15 protein-coding genes (1 of these 15 only partly in view) are annotated in these 15,862 nt (G+C 73.0%); 8 read left to right on the top strand and 7 right to left on the bottom strand.

Annotation, left to right across the window (positions count from 1 at the left end; translation table 11 throughout):
- Nucleotides 1-1,364: the 3' portion of a phosphoenolpyruvate--protein phosphotransferase gene (gene ptsP / locus ACWG52_RS30955; RefSeq protein WP_033226215.1), read on the top strand. 307 nt of this gene lie to the left of the window's left edge; only the last 1,364 of its 1,671 coding nucleotides appear in the window; the start codon falls outside the window, past its left edge; it ends in the stop codon at nt 1,362-1,364.
- Between the two features lie 87 nt (nt 1,365-1,451).
- Here ptsP and ACWG52_RS30950 read toward each other — a convergent pair whose 3' ends face one another.
- Nucleotides 1,452-2,399 (bottom strand): hypothetical protein, encoded by a 948-nt coding sequence (locus ACWG52_RS30950; protein ID WP_390140496.1) that lies wholly within the window; start codon nt 2,397-2,399, stop codon nt 1,452-1,454.
- A 63-nt stretch (nt 2,400-2,462) separates the two neighbouring features.
- Entirely contained in the window at nt 2,463-4,439 is a 1,977-nt protein-coding gene (locus ACWG52_RS30945; RefSeq protein WP_453126525.1) for an acetoacetate--CoA ligase, read from the bottom strand.
- A 221-nt stretch (nt 4,440-4,660) separates the two neighbouring features.
- Here ACWG52_RS30945 and ACWG52_RS30940 point away from each other — a divergent pair, with 221 nt between their 5' ends.
- From ACWG52_RS30940 to ACWG52_RS30925, 4 genes are all read left to right on the top strand, one after another.
- On the top strand, nt 4,661-7,009 hold the full coding sequence (locus tag ACWG52_RS30940; protein WP_390140494.1) for a glycoside hydrolase family 31 protein: 2,349 nt from the start codon (nt 4,661-4,663) through the stop codon (nt 7,007-7,009).
- Nucleotides 7,010-7,194: 185 nt separating this feature from the next.
- Entirely contained in the window at nt 7,195-7,677 is a 483-nt protein-coding gene (locus tag ACWG52_RS30935; protein ID WP_390140492.1) for an SRPBCC domain-containing protein, read from the top strand.
- Nucleotides 7,674-8,018, top strand: coding sequence for an ArsR/SmtB family transcription factor (locus ACWG52_RS30930; protein ID WP_389812589.1), 345 nt, complete (start codon nt 7,674-7,676; stop codon nt 8,016-8,018). Before ACWG52_RS30935 ends, ACWG52_RS30930 begins: the two co-directional genes overlap by 4 nt.
- A gap of 28 nt (nt 8,019-8,046) precedes the next feature.
- Nucleotides 8,047-8,484 carry an SRPBCC family protein gene (locus tag ACWG52_RS30925; RefSeq protein ID WP_453126523.1) on the top strand — a complete coding sequence of 146 codons (438 nt, stop codon included), beginning with the start codon at nt 8,047-8,049 and terminating at the stop codon, nt 8,482-8,484.
- 81 nt (nt 8,485-8,565) lie between these two features.
- Here ACWG52_RS30925 and ACWG52_RS30920 read toward each other — a convergent pair whose 3' ends face one another.
- Nucleotides 8,566-9,075 carry an NUDIX domain-containing protein gene (locus tag ACWG52_RS30920; protein WP_453126521.1) on the bottom strand — a complete coding sequence of 170 codons (510 nt, stop codon included), beginning with the start codon at nt 9,073-9,075 and terminating at the stop codon, nt 8,566-8,568.
- A 188-nt stretch (nt 9,076-9,263) separates the two neighbouring features.
- On the opposite strand from ACWG52_RS30920, the gene ACWG52_RS30915 reads away from it, so the two are divergent.
- From ACWG52_RS30915 to ACWG52_RS30905, 3 genes are read left to right on the top strand one after another with little or no spacing between them, the layout of a single operon-like run.
- A complete protein-coding gene (locus ACWG52_RS30915; RefSeq protein ID WP_390140490.1) occupies nt 9,264-9,632 on the top strand; it encodes an Mpo1-like protein in 369 nt (122 codons plus the stop codon).
- A 34-nt stretch (nt 9,633-9,666) separates the two neighbouring features.
- Nucleotides 9,667-10,143, top strand: a complete 477-nt coding sequence (locus tag ACWG52_RS30910) for a Zn-ribbon domain-containing OB-fold protein (protein WP_389812600.1) — start codon at nt 9,667-9,669, stop codon at nt 10,141-10,143.
- On the top strand, nt 10,140-11,330 hold the full coding sequence (locus tag ACWG52_RS30905) for a lipid-transfer protein (RefSeq protein WP_390140488.1): 1,191 nt from the start codon (nt 10,140-10,142) through the stop codon (nt 11,328-11,330). Before ACWG52_RS30910 ends, ACWG52_RS30905 begins: the two co-directional genes overlap by 4 nt.
- A gap of 145 nt (nt 11,331-11,475) precedes the next feature.
- On the opposite strand, the gene ACWG52_RS30900 is transcribed toward ACWG52_RS30905, so the two are convergent.
- From ACWG52_RS30900 to ACWG52_RS30885, 4 genes are read right to left on the bottom strand one after another with little or no spacing between them, the layout of a single operon-like run.
- Nucleotides 11,476-12,102 (bottom strand): GTP-binding protein, encoded by a 627-nt coding sequence (locus tag ACWG52_RS30900; protein ID WP_030016310.1) that lies wholly within the window; start codon nt 12,100-12,102, stop codon nt 11,476-11,478.
- Nucleotides 12,083-12,532 carry a DUF742 domain-containing protein gene (locus ACWG52_RS30895; protein ID WP_389813197.1) on the bottom strand — a complete coding sequence of 150 codons (450 nt, stop codon included), beginning with the start codon at nt 12,530-12,532 and terminating at the stop codon, nt 12,083-12,085. The genes ACWG52_RS30900 and ACWG52_RS30895 overlap by 20 nt, the downstream gene beginning before the upstream one ends.
- A 43-nt stretch (nt 12,533-12,575) precedes the next feature.
- A complete protein-coding gene (locus ACWG52_RS30890) occupies nt 12,576-13,013 on the bottom strand; it encodes a roadblock/LC7 domain-containing protein (protein WP_030016314.1) in 438 nt (145 codons plus the stop codon).
- Nucleotides 13,010-15,841 carry a nitrate- and nitrite sensing domain-containing protein gene (locus ACWG52_RS30885; protein WP_453126519.1) on the bottom strand — a complete coding sequence of 944 codons (2,832 nt, stop codon included), beginning with the start codon at nt 15,839-15,841 and terminating at the stop codon, nt 13,010-13,012. Before ACWG52_RS30885 ends, ACWG52_RS30890 begins: the two co-directional genes overlap by 4 nt.
- Between the last annotated feature and the right edge of the window lie 21 nt (nt 15,842-15,862).

The following is a 15,862-nucleotide window of genomic DNA, read 5'->3' as shown; positions in this document are numbered from 1 at the left end:
ACGACGCCTTCGCCGCGTACCGCGTCCTGCTCGCGGGGGCCGGCGAGTACATGGCCGGTCGGGTGGCCGACCTGGACGACGTACGCAACCGCATCGTGGCGCGGCTGCTGGGTGTGCCGATGCCGGGTGTGCCCGACAGCGACGAGCCGTACGTGCTGATCGCACGGGACCTGGCTCCCGCCGACACGGCGCTGCTCGACCCGGCGCTCGTCCTCGGTTTCGTGACCGAGGAGGGCGGGCCGACCAGCCACAGCGCCATCCTGGCGCGGGCGCTGGGCGTGCCGGCGATCGTGGCGCTGCCGGGTGCCGGTGAGATCGCCGAGGGCACCATGATCGCGGTGGACGGCAGCACGGGTGACCTGTTCGTGGACCCGTCGCCGCAGAAGCGGGCCGAGCTGGAGGCCGCGGCCGCCGAGCGCAGGGCGGCTCTGGCCGCCTCGTCCGGTCCGGGTGCGACCTCCGACGGTCACAAGGTGCCGCTGCTGGCCAATGTCGGCGGTCCCGCGGACGTGCCGGCGGCCGTCGAGGCCGGGGCGGAGGGTGTGGGTCTGTTCCGCACCGAGTTCCTGTTCCTGGACGACAGCAAGAAGGCGCCGTCCGAGGAGAAGCAGTTCGAGTCCTACCGCAAGGTGCTCGAAGCCTTCCCCGAGGGTCGGGTCGTGGTGCGGGTGCTCGATGCCGGCGCCGACAAGCCGCTGGACTTCCTGACGCCGGGCGACGAGCCCAATCCCGCGTTGGGTGTGCGCGGGCTGCGCTCGCTGCTGGACCACCCGGACGTGCTGCGTACGCAGCTGACCGCGCTGGCCAAGGCGGCCCAGGGACTGCCGGTCCACCTCGAGGTCATGGCCCCGATGGTCGCCGACCGGATCGACGCCAAGGCCTTCGCGGACGCGTGCCGGGAGGCCGGTCTGAAGGCGAAGTTCGGGGCGATGGTGGAGATCCCTTCCGCCGCGCTGCGGGCGCGCTCGATCCTCCAGGAGGTCGAGTTCCTGTCGCTGGGCACGAACGACCTGGCCCAGTACGCCTTCGCCGCCGACCGTCAGGTCGGCGCCGTCTCGCGGCTCCAGGATCCGTGGCAGCCGGCGCTCCTCGACCTGATCGCCATGTCGGCGGATGCCGCCAGGGCGGAGGGCAAGAGCTGTGGTGTGTGTGGCGAGGCCGCTTCCGATCCGCTGCTGGCCTGTGTGCTGACCGGTCTGGGTGTCACCTCTCTCTCGATGGGTGCCGCTTCGATCCCCTATGTGCGGGCGACGCTCGCCAAGTACACGCTGGCCCAGTGCGAGCGGGCCGCGGCTGCGGCTCGTGCGTCGGACACCGCCGAGGAGGCCCGTAAGGCCGCTCAGGCGGTGCTGTCCGGCGAGTAGCCGGTAGCCGGATCGCGGTGTTCGTTTCGAGGGGCCTTCGCCGGTGGCGAGGGCCCCTCGGTACGTCCCGGCCCGGTCGTGGTGCGGTCAGTGGTGCGGTCCGGGTGCGTCCACCTCGTAGCCCGGGCAGTATTCGACGCCCGATTCGGGGGCGACGGGGTCTCCGGTGTCGGCGTCGGTGCAGTAGGCGTTGAAGACGGCGGCGGCCGACAGGACGGTGAGCCGGCCGCGGTCAAGGCGCCAGCCGTGGACCCGGGCCCGGCCGCCCTGACCGGTGGTGCGTACCACCAGTCCCCCGGGGCCGCCGAGGGCGAGTCCGGCGGCGAGGACCGTCACGAAGTCGAGGCCTTCCCGGGCGTCGACGCGCGGCGGTGCGTCCGGGTCGTCGGTGGTGTCGGCGTGCAGGACGGCGACGAGTTGTTGCGCCTCGGTCGGGATGCTGCAGACGAAGTGGTGGTGGCCGGGTCCGGCGCCGGCCACGAGGCGTTTGAGGGCGTCGGTGGCGCGGTCGAAGGAGGCGTGGCCGATGTCCTCGCCGCAGTCCGCGCAGTGGCCGACCTCGGCGAGGACCCCGGTGGCGTACTCCCAGGTGGCCTGGCGGACGGCCTCGTCGACGAGGAGCGGCACGAGCTCGTCGATCGGCTGACCGTCGTAGGGCAGGAGGGCGCCGCTGCCGGCGAGTTCGGCGGTGAAGCGGGCGCGGGCTTCGACGGTGTCCGGGTCGAGGCCGGTCTCCCCGCAGAACTCGGCGTACTCCTCGGGGTCGAACAGGGCGACGGTGGTGTGGATGCCCTGGGCGGCGAGGGACCTGAGCAGGCCGTCCACGTGGTGGAGGTAGTCCTGGTGGTCGTCGAAGGTGAAGCTGCGGTAGCCGCGCATGGCCGCGAAGTCCCCGGCGTCGGCCAGGAGGCCGACGGTGCCGGGGACCTCACGGCGCAGCAGGCGGCGCCGGTCGGCGGTGCGGGTCCGGTGCGTGCGCGTGCTCGTGCCGGTGGGCGTTCCCGTGTGCGTACCGGTGTCGTTCTTGCGTGGCATGACTCCCCCTGAGTGTCGCAATCACTTGCTCACTCAGAGTAATCATCGCTACTGACAGTGGCCTCAGCCGCGGGTGCAGGCCAGCTCCTCGTAGAAGTGGAGGAGGCCGATGTTGTCGACGGAGCCCGGGTTGACCGCCTTGGCAAGGGGGGTGCCCTGCAGGAGGCGCTTGACCGGGACCTCGATGCGCTTGCCGGTGAGGGTGTGCGGGATGGCGGGGACTTCCATGATCTCGTCGGGGACGTGGCGCGGGGAGAGTTCCTCGCGGATGGTCGCCTTGATCCGGGCGCGCAGGTCGTCGTCGAGGGTCGCGCCGGGGGCGAGGTGGACGAAGAGCGGCATCCAGTAGCCGCCGTTCGGCTCCTCCAGGCCGATGACCAGGGATTCCTTGATCTCGGGGAGGCGTTCGACGGCTTCGTAGATGTCGGCGGAGCCCATGCGGACGCCCTGCCGGTTGAGGGTGGAGTCGGAGCGGCCGTGGATGATCACCGAGCCGTGGTCGGTGATGGTGATCCAGTCACCGTGGCGCCAGACACCCGGGAACATCTCGAAGTAGCTGTCGCGGTAGCGGCTGCCGTCGGGGTCGTTCCAGAAGTGGATCGGCATGGACGGCATCGGGTTGGTGACGACGAGCTCGCCGACCTCGCCGGTGACGGGCTTGCCGGAGGGGTCCCAGGCCTGGAGGTCCGTACCGAGGCAGGCGGCCTGGAGTTCGCCGATGTGCACCGGGAGGGTGGGGACGGCGCCCGCGAAGCAGCTGCACACGTCGGTGCCGCCGCTGACGGAGGCGATCCAGAGGTCTTCGGCGACCTCGTCGTGGAGCCAGCGGAAGCCGTCGGGCGGGAGCGGGGAGCCGGTGGTGGCCACGCACTTCACGGCGGAGAGGTCGAAGTCGCGGGACGGGTGGACCTCGGCCTTGCGGCAGGCCATGACGTAGGCGGCGGAGGTGCCGTAGAGGGTGGCCTTCGTCCGCTCGGCGATGCGCCACTGGGCGCCCGTGTCGGGGTAGCCGGGGCTGCCGTCGTAGAGGACGACGGTCGTGCCCGTGAGCAGGCCGGAGACGAGGAAGTTCCACATCATCCAGCCGGTGGAGGTGTACCAGAAGAACCGGTCCTCGGGGCCGAGGTCGCAGTGCAGGCCGAGCTGCTTGAGGTGTTCGAGGAGGATGCCGCCCTGGGACTGGACGATGGCCTTGGGGAGGCCGGTCGTGCCGGAGGAGTAGAGCACCCAGAGCGGGTGGTCGAAGGGGACCGGCTCGAAGACGGGCTCGGTGTCGCCCGAGGTCAGGTCGGACCATTCGAGGGCGCCGGCGGGGGCGGGTGTGCCGAGGAGCGGGATGTGGACGACGGCGCGCAGGGACGGGAGGTCCGCCCGGAGTTCGGCGACGGTCTCGCGGCGGTCGTGCTCCTTGCCGCCGTAGCGGTAGCCGTCGACGGTGAACAGGACGACCGGCTCGACCTGCTGGAAGCGGTCGAGGACGCTGCGGGCGCCGAAGTCGGGGGCGCAGGAGGTCCAGACCCCGCCGACGGCGGCGGTGGCGAGGAGGGCGACCGCGGCCTGGGGGATGTTGGGGAGGTAGCCGCTGATCCGGTCGCCGGGGCGGACGCCGAGGGCGCGCAGTTCGGCGGCGAGCGAGCCGACCTGCCGGCGGAGCTCGGCCCAGGTGACGGGGACGACCTCGTGGGTCTCGTCGACGTACAGCAGGGCGGGCTCGGCGGCGCGTGCCGGGTCCTCGGCGGCGCGCAGGGCGTGCTCGGCGTAGTTGAGGGTGGCTCCGGTGAACCAGCGTGCGCCGGGCATGGAGCGGTCGGCGAGGACGGACTCGTACGGGGTGGTGAAGCGGACGTCGAACCACTCGGCGACGGCCTGCCAGAAGGTGTCGAGCTCGTCGACGGACCAGCGGTGCAGGGCGGGGTAGCCGCCGTCGGCCGGGGCTCCGTGGCGCTCGGCGGCCCAGGCCTGGAAGGCGGTGATCCGGGCCGCGGCGATCCGGTCGGGGCCCGGCGCCCAGAGGGGTTCCGGCTGCGTGGCTGAGGTCATGGGTCGGCTCCCGGTCAAGTCTGCGGCTCGCGCTTCGTGTGCGTACGGTGCCGTCGCGCGGGGGTGTGGGCGCGGCGGCTCACAGGGACCATGCCATGTGATCGTCCGCTGCACCAGGGCTGTCCTGGCGGGTCGGGTGATCGACTCGGGGGTGCCGCTGCCGGGTGAACGGCAGTTGAACGCCGTCCCCTCGGCCGGGGGCCGGTGGCAGGGTGAGCGGCATGAACGGTCGTGATCTGGTACGTGCGGTGAAGGACATCGGTACGGAGCGCGGTCGGCGCGCCTGGCGCTCGGCCTGGCGCCATCGGCGCTCGGACGCGGTGGGGCTGCCACGCCGGGGCGCGGAGCGGGCGCGGGTGCCGGGGTTGCTGACCGGTACGGAGGCCCGGCCGGGCGGGGGCGTGCTGCGGTTCGCGCGCTCCGAGCTGCTGGTACGGGTGATGGTGGGCGGCGCGGTGTTCTGGAGCTGGGACGGGGCCGGGCCGACGCCGTCGTACGCGGTGGTGGGCGAGGGCCCCGAACCGGATCCGCGGGCCGTGCTGGAGCCGGACACCGGGGGTGGCTGGCGGGTGGTGTCGGAGCGGGTGACGGTGGCGGTGTCGCGGCACGGGGCACTGGAGGTGCGTACGCCGGGCGGGACGGTGTTGCGGCGGGAGGCGCCGCCTCGGTGGTGGGAGCCGGTGGATCCGCGGATGGGCGCGGCGCGGTGGCTGCAGCGCAGCGAGGTGCCGGCGGACGCGCGGTTCTTCGGGTTGGGCGGGCGGGCCGCGGGGCCTCGGCTGCGGGACGGGGCGTACCGGCTGTGGAACACCGATCCGAAGGGGGGCTTCGGGCCGGGGGTCGATCCGCTGTACCTGACGATGCCGGTGCAGATGGTGGTCGCGGACGCGGGGACGCATCTGGTGTTCCACGACAACTCGTGGGACGGGCGGGTGGTGCTGCGGGAGGGTGAGGAGGGCGCGGGTTCGGGGGCGGACCGGCCGGGGGCGAGCGAGCTGCGGATGGAGGGCGGGCCGCTGCGGTGCTGGGTGCTGGTGGGGACGCCGGCGCGGGTGCTGCAGGGCTGGTCGGGGCTGACGGGTGCGGCGGCGGTGCCGCCGGAGTGGGCGCTGGGGTACCAGCACGCGCGGTGGGGGTTCGGGAGCGCGGAGGAGGTGCGGCGGGTGGTGGCGGGGTACGCGTCGCGCGGGCTCGCGCTGTCGGCCGTACACCTGGACATCGACCACTACGACGGGCACCGGGTGTTCACGGTGGATGCGGAGAGGTTCCCCGACCTTCCGGGTCTGGCGAGGGAGTTGGGGGACATCGGGGTGCGGCTCGTGTCGATCGTGGACCCGGCGGTGAAGGCGGGCGACGGGGTGCACGCGTCGGGGCTGACGGTGGGGGCGGGCGGGGCCTTCGTACGGGACGCGCGGGGCGCGGAGGTGCGCGGTGAGGTGTGGCCGGGCGAGTGCGCCTACCCGGATTTCACGGATCCGGCGGTGCGGGAGTGGTGGGGCGGGCTGTACGAGGAGCGGCTGAAGCAGGGCTTCGCCGGTTTCTGGCACGACATGAACGAGCCGGTGTCCTTCGCGCCGTTCGGTGACACGACGCTGCCGAGGTCGGCGCGGCACGCGCTGGACGGGGCGGGCGGTGACCATCGCGAGGGACACAACGTGTACGCGCTGGGGATGGCGCGGGCGGGGTGGGAGGGGCTGGTGCGACTGCGGCCCGACGAGCGGCCGTTCCTGTTCTCGCGGTCGGGGTGGGCGGGGATGCAGCGGTACGGGGGCACGTGGTCGGGGGATGTGGAGTCGAGCTGGGAGGGGCTGCGGGCCTCGCTGGCGCTGGTGCTGGGGCTCGGGCTGTGCGGCGTGCCGTACTCGGGTCCGGACGTCGGCGGGTTCGGGGGGTCGCCGTCGCCGGAGTTGTACGTGCGGTGGCTGCAACTGGGCGCCTATCTGCCGCTGTTCAGGACGCACTCGGCGATCTGGGCGGGGCGGCGGGAGCCGTGGGAGTTCGGGCCGGAGGTGGCGGAGCAGGCCGCGGCGGTGATGGCGGAGCGGGAGCGGCTGCGGCCGTACTTCGTGACGTTGGCGCATCTGGCGCGGCGTACGGGGGCCCCGTACGTGCGGCCGCTGTGGTGGGGGGCGCCGGAGGAGCGGCGGTTGCGGGACTGCGAGGACACCTTCCTGCTGGGTGACGCGCTGTTGGTGGCGCCGGTGCTGGAGTGCGGGGCGGACCGGCGGGCGGTACGGCTGCCGCGGGGGCGTTGGTACGACACGGCGACGGGGGCGGCGTACGAGGGGCCGGGCCAGATCCTGCTGGCCGCGCCGCAGGGCCGGATCCCGGTGCTGGCGCGGGCGGGGTCCGTGCTGCCGGTGCGTGCGGGCTCCGGTGGCGGGGTGGAGCTGGAGGTCTGGGCGCCGGCGCGGGGGCGTACGGGAGGCGGGGTGGTGATCCGGGATCCGGGGCCGGGCTTCGAGCCGGGCGAGGTGGAGCGGTACACGGTGCGGTGGGTGGGGGACGCGGTGGTGGTGGAGGACGAGGCGGGGAACCGGGTGGAGGGGGTCACCGTACGGGGGCTGTAGGCACGCGGGGCCCGGCAGGCGGTGGGGGTGCGCGGGCCCCGGTGACCGTGAGGGGGGGCGGGGCTCCTTTGCCCCCTCCGGCGGATGGGGCGGGGCTCCCTTGCCCCCTCCGGCAGATACGCAACCATCGGTTGCACATTCGTCGCAGGGGGACTAGCTTTATATGCAACCGAAGGTTGCGATAGATGGAGACGGCCATGGAGTACGGGAGCATCGAGCGCGAGCTGCACATCGACGCCTCGCCCGAGGTGGTGTTCGAGGTGCTCAGCAGCCCCGAGCACATCCGGGAGTGGTGGAGCGCCGACACCGCGTTCGAGCCGGTCGCGGGCGCGACGGCCCGGCTCACATGGACCGACGAGGACACCGGTCGACAGCAGTCCTCGCCGTTCACGGTCGTGGAGGCCGACCCGCCGCGGTCGTTCTCGTTCCGCTGGACCTACGACGAGACGGAGACGGAGGCGGCGGGTCCGGGCAACTCCCTGCTGGTGACCTTCGAGCTCGTCCCCACGGACAAGGGGACCACGGTCCGCTTCCGCGAGAGCGGCTACCGCGAGCGGGGTTGGGAGGCCGCCGTGCTCGAAGCCCACTACAACGACCACCGGCAGGGCTGGGACTTCTACCTGTCGCGCCTGGTCGCGACGGCCGACCGACTGGCGGCCACGCGATGAGCACCGCCGTCGACGACGACCTCTGGTCCGCGATAGGCGACCCGACCCGGCGCCGCATGATCGACCTCCTGCTGGCCGACGGCCAGGGGACGGCGACGACGCTCAGCGCGCACCTGCCCGTGACGCGGCAGGCCGTGACCAAACACCTGGCCGTGCTCGACCGGGTCGGCCTGGTCCGGTCCGCGCCGGCGGGACGGGAGAAGCGCTACCAGGTGGACGAGGCGCAGCTGGCGCGTGCCGTGGCGCAGCTGAACTCCGTCGGTGAGCTGTGGGACGCCCGCCTGCGGCGCGTCAAGGACCTCGCCGAAGCGATCCAACGGGCCAAGAACACGGAGCAGTGACACGGAGACGGAGAAGGAGGAGAGCGAGATGGTGGACATCCTGCACCGGATAGGGATCACCGCGACCCCGGAGAAGGTGTACGAAGCGCTCACCACGGTCGAGGGCCTGGCCGCGTGGTGGACGACCGACACGAGCGGGTCCGGCGACGGCGTCCTGGAGTTCCGGTTCGGCGACGTCGGCGGCTTCGACATGAAGGTGCTCGACCTGCGGCCGAACGAACGGGTGCTGTGGGAGGTCGTCGACGGTCCGGCCGAGTGGGTCGGGACGACGGTGAGTTTCGACCTGACCCAGGAAGGCGAGTGGACGATCCTCATGTTCGCGCACGCGGGCTGGCGCGAACCGGTCGCGTTCATGAACCACTGCAGCACCAAGTGGGCGATCTTCCTGATGAGCTTGAAGTCCCTGGTGGAGACGGGCTGCGGCGCGCCGCATCCGCGCGACGTGCAGATCAGCGACTGGCACTGACGCCCCTCTCGCGGGAAGCGGACGTGGTGGGTCGGACCGGCCGAGACCGGTCCGACCCACCACGTCCGGGCGGCTCCGGGCTCAGGCGTAGGTGCCCGCGAACCAGGACGCGGCCGCCTGGGTGTGGAGGGGGAAGGCCAGCGTCGACGGGGTGCGCAGGATGTGCCAGCCCGTGGTCTCGTCCGTCGGTTTCGAGGCGGGGAGTTCCGCGACCGGGCGGGCCGGGAGGAGACCGAAGAGGAGGAGATGGCCCGCCGGGGAGCTCAGGGCGTCGGCCAGCACGACCTCCGAGGCGGGAGCCGTGATGCCGGTCTCCTCGAAGAGCTCACGGACGACCGCGTCGCGCCAGTCCTCGCCGAAGTCGATGAATCCGCCGGGGAGGGCGACGCCGCCGAGGGCCGGTTCGATGGTGCGGGTGATGACCACGAGGCCGGTGCCGTCCGCGTCCTCGACGGGGAGGAGGGTGACGGCCACCGGGAGCGGGTTGCGGTAGGCGGTCACCCCGCAGGCCGCGCAGGTGCGGGGCCACTCAGAGGTGGAGTGGGGCGCTCCGCAGGTGGAGCAGTGCGAGTCCTTCAGGTGTGCCGACATCCGGCGATCGTATGCCAAGGGGGGTGCGGACGGCGGCGGTTGCGGGTCCCCACCCGGGCTCCCCCATGGACCCGCACCGGGAGCCGCACCAAGACCCGCCGTGGGACCCGCACCGGCCGCCGCGACCGCCGCGGATCGCGACCTCCTCGCCGCTGTCGCCGTCGCCCGGCCGTGAGTACCGTGCCCGCATGACTTTCACCTCGTACGAGGAATTCTGGCCGTACTACGTCGCGATGCACTCGCGCGCCGCCACCCGGTGGGTCCATCTCACCGGCACCCTCACCGGTCTGGCGGTGACCGCCTACGGGCTGGCGCGCGGCCGCAGGCGCTACCTCGCCGCACTCCCCCTGATCGGGTACGGGACCGCCTGGCCCGCGCACTTCCTGATCGAGGGGAACAATCCGGCCACCTTCGGGCATCCCGCGTGGTCCCTGCGCGGGGACGCGCAGATGATCCGGATGATGCTCGCCGGCCGCGACGCGGAGCTGGGCGAGATCGCACGGAAGTGGCTTGCCGAGAACCCGTGTCAAGGCCGTTCCCCCGTGGCAGACTTCTGACGATCCGTCAGATTGCTGACCTGGGAGGGGCATCGTGGCACGCACACGCACACCCGTCGTGAGCGGGTGGTTCACCGAGGACGCGCCGGACGGCGGGGGCTTCCGGTTGCTCGGCACCCGGTGCTCGGCCTGTACCGCGGTGTTCTTCCCGCGCGAGGACGCGTACTGCCGCAATCCGCACTGTCCCGGCGGCGGCGAGCCGGCCGAGGTGCCGCTGTCCTCGCGGGGCCGGATCTGGTCCTACACCGACGGGCGCTACCGGCCGCCCGCGCCGTACGTGTCCGACCCGGCCGTGCCCTGGGAGCCGTACACGCTGGTCGCGGTGGAGCTGGAGGCCGAGCGGATGGTGGTCCTCGGGCAGGCCGCGCCCGGGGTGGGGGTCGCCGATCTGGCGGTCGGGATGGAGGTCGAGGTGGTCGGGGGCGTGCTGAACGAGGACCTGGGCACCGCCGAGGCCACCGGGACCGTATGGACCACCTGGCGGTTCCGGCCGGTGGGAGGGCCCGCGTGAGCGCCGACGTCGCCGTCCTCGGGGCCGGTATGCACCCCTGGGGCAAATGGGGCCGCAGCTTCGTGGAGTACGGGCGGGCCGCCGCGCGGGCGGCGCTGGACGACGCCGGGCTGGACTGGACGCAGGTGCAGTCGATCGTCGGCGCCGACACCGTGCGTTCCGGATACCCGGGCTACGTGGCGGGCGCCACCTTCGCCCAGGCCCTCGGCTGGCAGGGGGCGCGGGTCACCAGCGTCTACGCGGCCTGCGCGTCCGGCGCCCAGGCCGTCGGGGCCGCCCGCGCGCAGATCCTGGCGGGCCTGGCCGACGTGGTGCTCGTCGTCGGCGCGGACGCCGCGCCCAAGGGGTTCTTCGCACCGGCGGGCGGCGACCGGCCCGACGATCCGGACTGGCTCCGCTTCCGCGTGCTCGGCGCCACCAACCCCGCCTACTTCGCGCTCTACGCGCGGCGGCGGATGGCCCTCCACGGGGACACCCTGGACGACTTCGCCCAGGTCAAGGTGAAGAACGCGGCGGCCGGGCTGCTCAATCCGCACGCCCGCTATCGAAAGAGGGTGACGGCGGAGGAGGTCGCCGCCTCGGCCGTGGTCGCGGATCCGCTCCGCCTGCTCGACATCTGCGCCACCTCCGACGGGGGCGCGGCCCTGGTCCTCACGAGCATGGACTTCGCGCGATCGCGCGGGGTGGCCGATCCCGTGCGGATCCGGGCCGTCTCCACCGTGACGCCCACGTATCCGCGTACGGTGCTGGACCTGCCGGACATCGCGACCGATTCGGCGGTGGCGGTGGCGCCGGCGGCCGGGTCCTTCAGGTCCTCGATCGCGCGCGCCGCCTACGAGGAGGCGGGGCTCGGCCCGGACGACCTCTCGCTCGCCGAGGTGTACGACCTGTCCACCGCCCTGGAGTTGGAGTGGTACGAGGACATCGGGCTGTGCGGGGAGGGCGAGGGGGCGAAGCTCGTCCGGGAGGGGGCGACGGCGCTGGGCGGCCGGATCCCGGTCAACACCAGTGGCGGGCTGGCCTCCTTCGGGGAGGCGGTGCCGGCGCAGGCGATCGCGCAGGTGTGTGAGCTGACCTGGCAGTTGCGCGGTACGGCCGGGGAGCGGCAGGTGCCGGGTGCGCGGGCCGGGATCACCGCGAACCAGGGGCTGTTCGGCCACGGCTCGGCCGTCGTCGCCGTGCGCTGAACGACCGGTGTCGTCCGAAGGCTTGACGACCCCCGGCGGCAGGTTCACACTCGCTCCACAGTCCCGCGCCGCGACCGGGACCCTGGTCCCCCCGTGAGAGCTGCGGCCCGTACCCCAGTCGGCGGGGGTACGGGCCGCCTCCGTGTCAGGCTCCCGCCGAAAGGCTCCGGCGCCGTTCGCGCGCCAGGGACATCGCGTGTTCCACGACCCCCACCAGCACGTCCTTCACGGATTCCCGGTCCCGTGCGTCGCACAGCAGCACCGGCACCCCGGGATCGAGGTCCAGCGCCGTCCGTACGGTCACCACGGGGTGCCGGTCGGCTCCGTCGAAGCAGTTGACCGCGACGACGAACGGGATCGCGCGCCGCTCGAAGTAGTCGATGGCGGCGAAGCAGTCGGCGAGGCGACGGGTGTCCGCGAGGACGACGGCGCCGAGCGAACCCTGCGCCAGCTCGTCCCACAGGAACCAGAAGCGGTCCTGCCCGGGCGTGCCGAACAGGTACAGCACCAGGTCCTCACGGAGCGTGATGCGCCCGAAGTCCATGGCCACGGTGGTGGTGCTCTTGCCCTCCACTCCCCCGGTGTCGTCGACACCGACGCCCGGCTCGGAGAGCCGTTCCTCGGTGCGCAGGGGTCTGATTTCGCTCACCGCACTGACCAGGGTGGTCTTGCCCACCCCGAAGCCGCCCGCGACCAAGATCTTCAAGGTCAGCGGCTCGACCGGCGACACCGCGTGCATGGCACCGGTGCGGCTAAAGCGCCCGAAGGCCATCGATCACCTCACGCAGAATGGATTCATCGGGCAGTTCTGCCGGTGGTACCGGCCTGGTCACGTGGACCAGTTCTTCATCGACCAGGTCGCCGATCAGGACACGGACGACCCCGACCGCGAGGTCGAGATCGGCCGCGAGTTCGGCGACCGACTGTGGTCGGCCCCGGCACAGCCCGAGGATGTGGGCGTGTTCCGGGGAGAGGGTCATGTCCCAGACCGGATCGTCGGCCGCCGGTTCGGCGACGACGAGCGCGATCAGGTCGAGTCGGTGCTGGCCCGCGTGGCTGGTCCGGCCGCGCGTCATGGCGTACGGGCGGACGACCGGCCCCGCGTCGTCGTCGAACCAGTGCGCGTGGTCGGGGTCCAGCTGGTCGGGGTCGGGGTCCTGCTGGTCGGGGTAGGACGGGTCGACGGGGAAACCGGCGGAGATGTCCGTGGGGTGGTCCTGGCCTGAATCACTCATGCCCTACGACTCACCCTCCGGCTGGCAGCCCGGTGCGCGGGGCGGTCGCCAGGTGGTCGCCGACGCGCTTGACCATCAGCGTCATCTCGTACGCCACCTGGCCGACGTCCGAGTCGGCGTCGGCCAGGACGGCGAGGCAGCTGCCGTCGCCCGCGGCCATGACGAAGAGGAAGGCCTCGTCGAGCTCGACGACGGTCTGGCGGACACGGCCGGAGTCGAAGTGCCGGCCCACGCCCTTGGCCAGGCTGTGGAAGCCGGAGGCGACCGCGGCCAGGTGCTCGCTGTCCTCACGGGTCAGGTCCTTGGAGCTGCCGGTGGGCAGGCCGTCGCCGGAGAGGACCACCGCCTTGCGGATGGAGCCGACCCGGTCGACGAGCTCGTCGAGGAGCCAGTTGAGCGGGCCGGAGCCGCGGCCCCTGGTGTCGTTGCCGGTCTGCGGTGCGGTCATCGACCGTCCCCTTCGTTCTCGTTCGCGGGACCGCCGGCGGCGGATGTGCCCGCCTCGGTCTCGGACTTCTGCTGTGCGTGCTGGTTGCGGCCCGCCGTCCAGCCACGCTGGAGTGCGGACATGCGCGTACGTACGTCATCCGCGTCGCGGTCGGCCACCTGGTCGGGGGCGGCTTCGGCGGGTGCGGCGGACGGGGACTTCTTGAGCTGGGGCGCCAGGCTCGCCTGGCGGACCCGGCGGGGCAGCCCGCCGATGCCGGGGCCGGGTGCGGCGGCCCCCGCGTCGGATCCGGCTTCGGGTCCGGCCGCGGCGGCCGGGGCGGGCTGCGGGACCACGGACACCGGGCGGGGTTCCACCCGGCGGCCGTGGTCGGCGACCAGAGTCGGGGTCGGGCGGCGACGCGGCAGCGGTACGGCGCCCTGGGAGCGGGAGCCGTCCGCACGCGGGGCCTCCACCCGCTGGGTGTCCAGTCGGACGGGGCCGGTGGGCGCGAGCGACTCGCGGTCGCGGTCGCCCTGGCGGGAGCCGCCCCGGTCCGCGTGCCGGTCGGTGTGCGGCCGGTCCGCCGGGCGCAGGCCCAGGAGGGCGCTGCGCGGGATGCCGTTCGGCGGGGTCTCGTCGTCGAGCGTGGCCATGACCGGGCGGGCGGCCCCGCCGGCGCGGCTCGTGATCGCGGTGGGGGCGTCGTCGAGCGCGGCGGGGTCGTCGAGGCCGTCCAGGCCGTTCAGTCCGCCGGCCGGGAGCGGGGCCTCCAGCTCGACGGGTCCGCGCAGTTCGGCGACGGGCAGCCGGCGGCCGGACGTCGCGCGCTCCATGGCGGCGGGCGTGGGCCGCTCGGACCCGGCGCGGCCGAGGTGGCCGGCCTTGTCGGATCGCAGGGGCTTGGCCGCGGCGCGGGCGCCGTCGAACCGGGCGCCGGCGCCGTTGGTCTCGGGGGCCTCGGTCAGCAGGGCCGCGGGCAGGAAGAGCACCGCGGTGGTGCCCCCGTACGGGCTGGGCTGGAGGACGACCTTGACGTTGTGGCGCTGCGCGAGGCGGCTGACGACGAACAGGCCGAGGCGGTCGGTGTCGGAGAGCTCGAACTCGGGGGTCTCGGCGAGTCGGAGGTTCGCGTCGAGCAGCGCTTCCGGCGTCATGCCGAGGCCGCGGTCGTGGATCTCCAGGGTGAAGCCGTTGGCGACGCGCTCGCCGTGCACCTGGACCGCGGTGTGCGGCGGCGAGAACACGGTGGCGTTCTCCAGGAGTTCGGCGATGAGGTGGGTGACGTCGGCGACGGCCGGGCCGACGATGCCCAGGCGGGTGAGTCGGCGTACCTCGATGCGCTCGTAGTCCTCGACCTCGGCGACGGCGGCGCGTACGACGTCCATCAGCTGGACGGGCTTGCGCCACTGGCGGGAGGGTGCGGCGCCGGAGAGGATCACGAGGCCCTCGGCGTGCCGGCGCATGCGGGTGGTCATGTGGTCGAGGCGGAAGAGGTCGGCCAGTTCCTCGGTGTCCTCGGTGCGGCGTTCCATGGTGTCGAGGAGGGTCAGCTGGCGGTGCAGCAGCACCTGGTTGCGGCGGGCCAGGTTGACGAACACCTCGGAGACGCCGCGGCGCAGGTCGGCCTGCTTGACGGCGGCCTCGACGGCGGCGCGCTGGAGGGTGTTGAGGGCCTGGCCGACCTGGCCGACCTCGTCCTTCTCGTATTCGAGGTGGGGCGACTCGGTCTCCACGTCGACGTGTTCGCCGGCGGCGAGGCGGCGCATCACGCTGGGCAGTCGGACGCCGGAGGCCTCGTGGGCCTCCTTGCGGAGCCGGGACAGGTCGCGGACGAGGTCGCGGCCGATGCGCACGGACAGGACGAGGGAGAAGACCAGGGCGAGGAAGCCGAGGATGCCGGCGGCCGCGGCCTGGACCATGACGTCCATGGCGACGGGCTCGATGCGTTCCTGGTAGCGGTTGCCGGCGGCGGTGTTCATGGCGGCCAGGTCGTCGAGGACCTTGGTGGAGGCCTCGTCCCACTGGGCGGCGGTGAGGTTGCGCGGCTTGTTGACCGCGCCGCCGGATATGAAGCGTTCCTCGGCGTCGCGCAGGGGCTGGGTCTCGGGGTTCTTCCAGTACTGCTCGAAGTCCTGCCGGTCCTCGGCGGGGAGGGTCACGAGGTTGAACTCGTAGAGCAGGGTGCGCTTGGCCGCGAAGTCGGAGACGTGGCGGACGTCAGGAGCGGTGATCTTGCCCGCGGCGAGGGCGGAGGCGATGACGGCGTCCTCGCGGGAGAGCAGTTCGCGGGCGCGGCTGATGCCGACGAGTGCGCGGCCTTCCTTGTCGACCTCCACGTTGTCCAGGCCGTGGAGGTTCATGAGGAAGTCGTAGCAGGGGTCGACCAGCCGGTTGTAGAGATCCAGCGCCTGCGTGGGGTCCAGGGCGTTCTGGTCGACGGAGCGGCGCATGGTGCCGATGCCCTGGAAGGCGGAGACGATCGAGCGCAGGCGCTGGGCGCTCTGCGGGCTCAGCTCGTCGACGACCTTGGAGTCGCGGGCACTGACGGTGATCCGCTCGACGGCCCGGTCGGTTTCGGCGCGGCGCTTGGTGAGTTCGGCCGTGGCGGCGGCGGCCCGGGGGTCGCCGAGGACGACCAGGGTCTGGCGCCGTTCCTTCTGGATGACTCGGGCGACGTCCTCGACGGGGTAGCCCACCTTGTCGATGATGTAGGCCACGTCGAAGAGTTGGATGGCCTCACGGCCGGTGATGACTGTCGCGAAGCCCCAGAGGGCGGTCAGGGAGACGAGCGGCACAAGGAGCAACGCCACGATCTTCCGGCGGATGGACTTCCCGCGAAAGCGCATGGCCTCCCCAGCCTCCCCCAG

This window comes from Streptomyces sp. CLCI03, from assembly GCF_053615355.1.
This window is presented reverse-complemented; position numbering and strand designations above follow the sequence as displayed.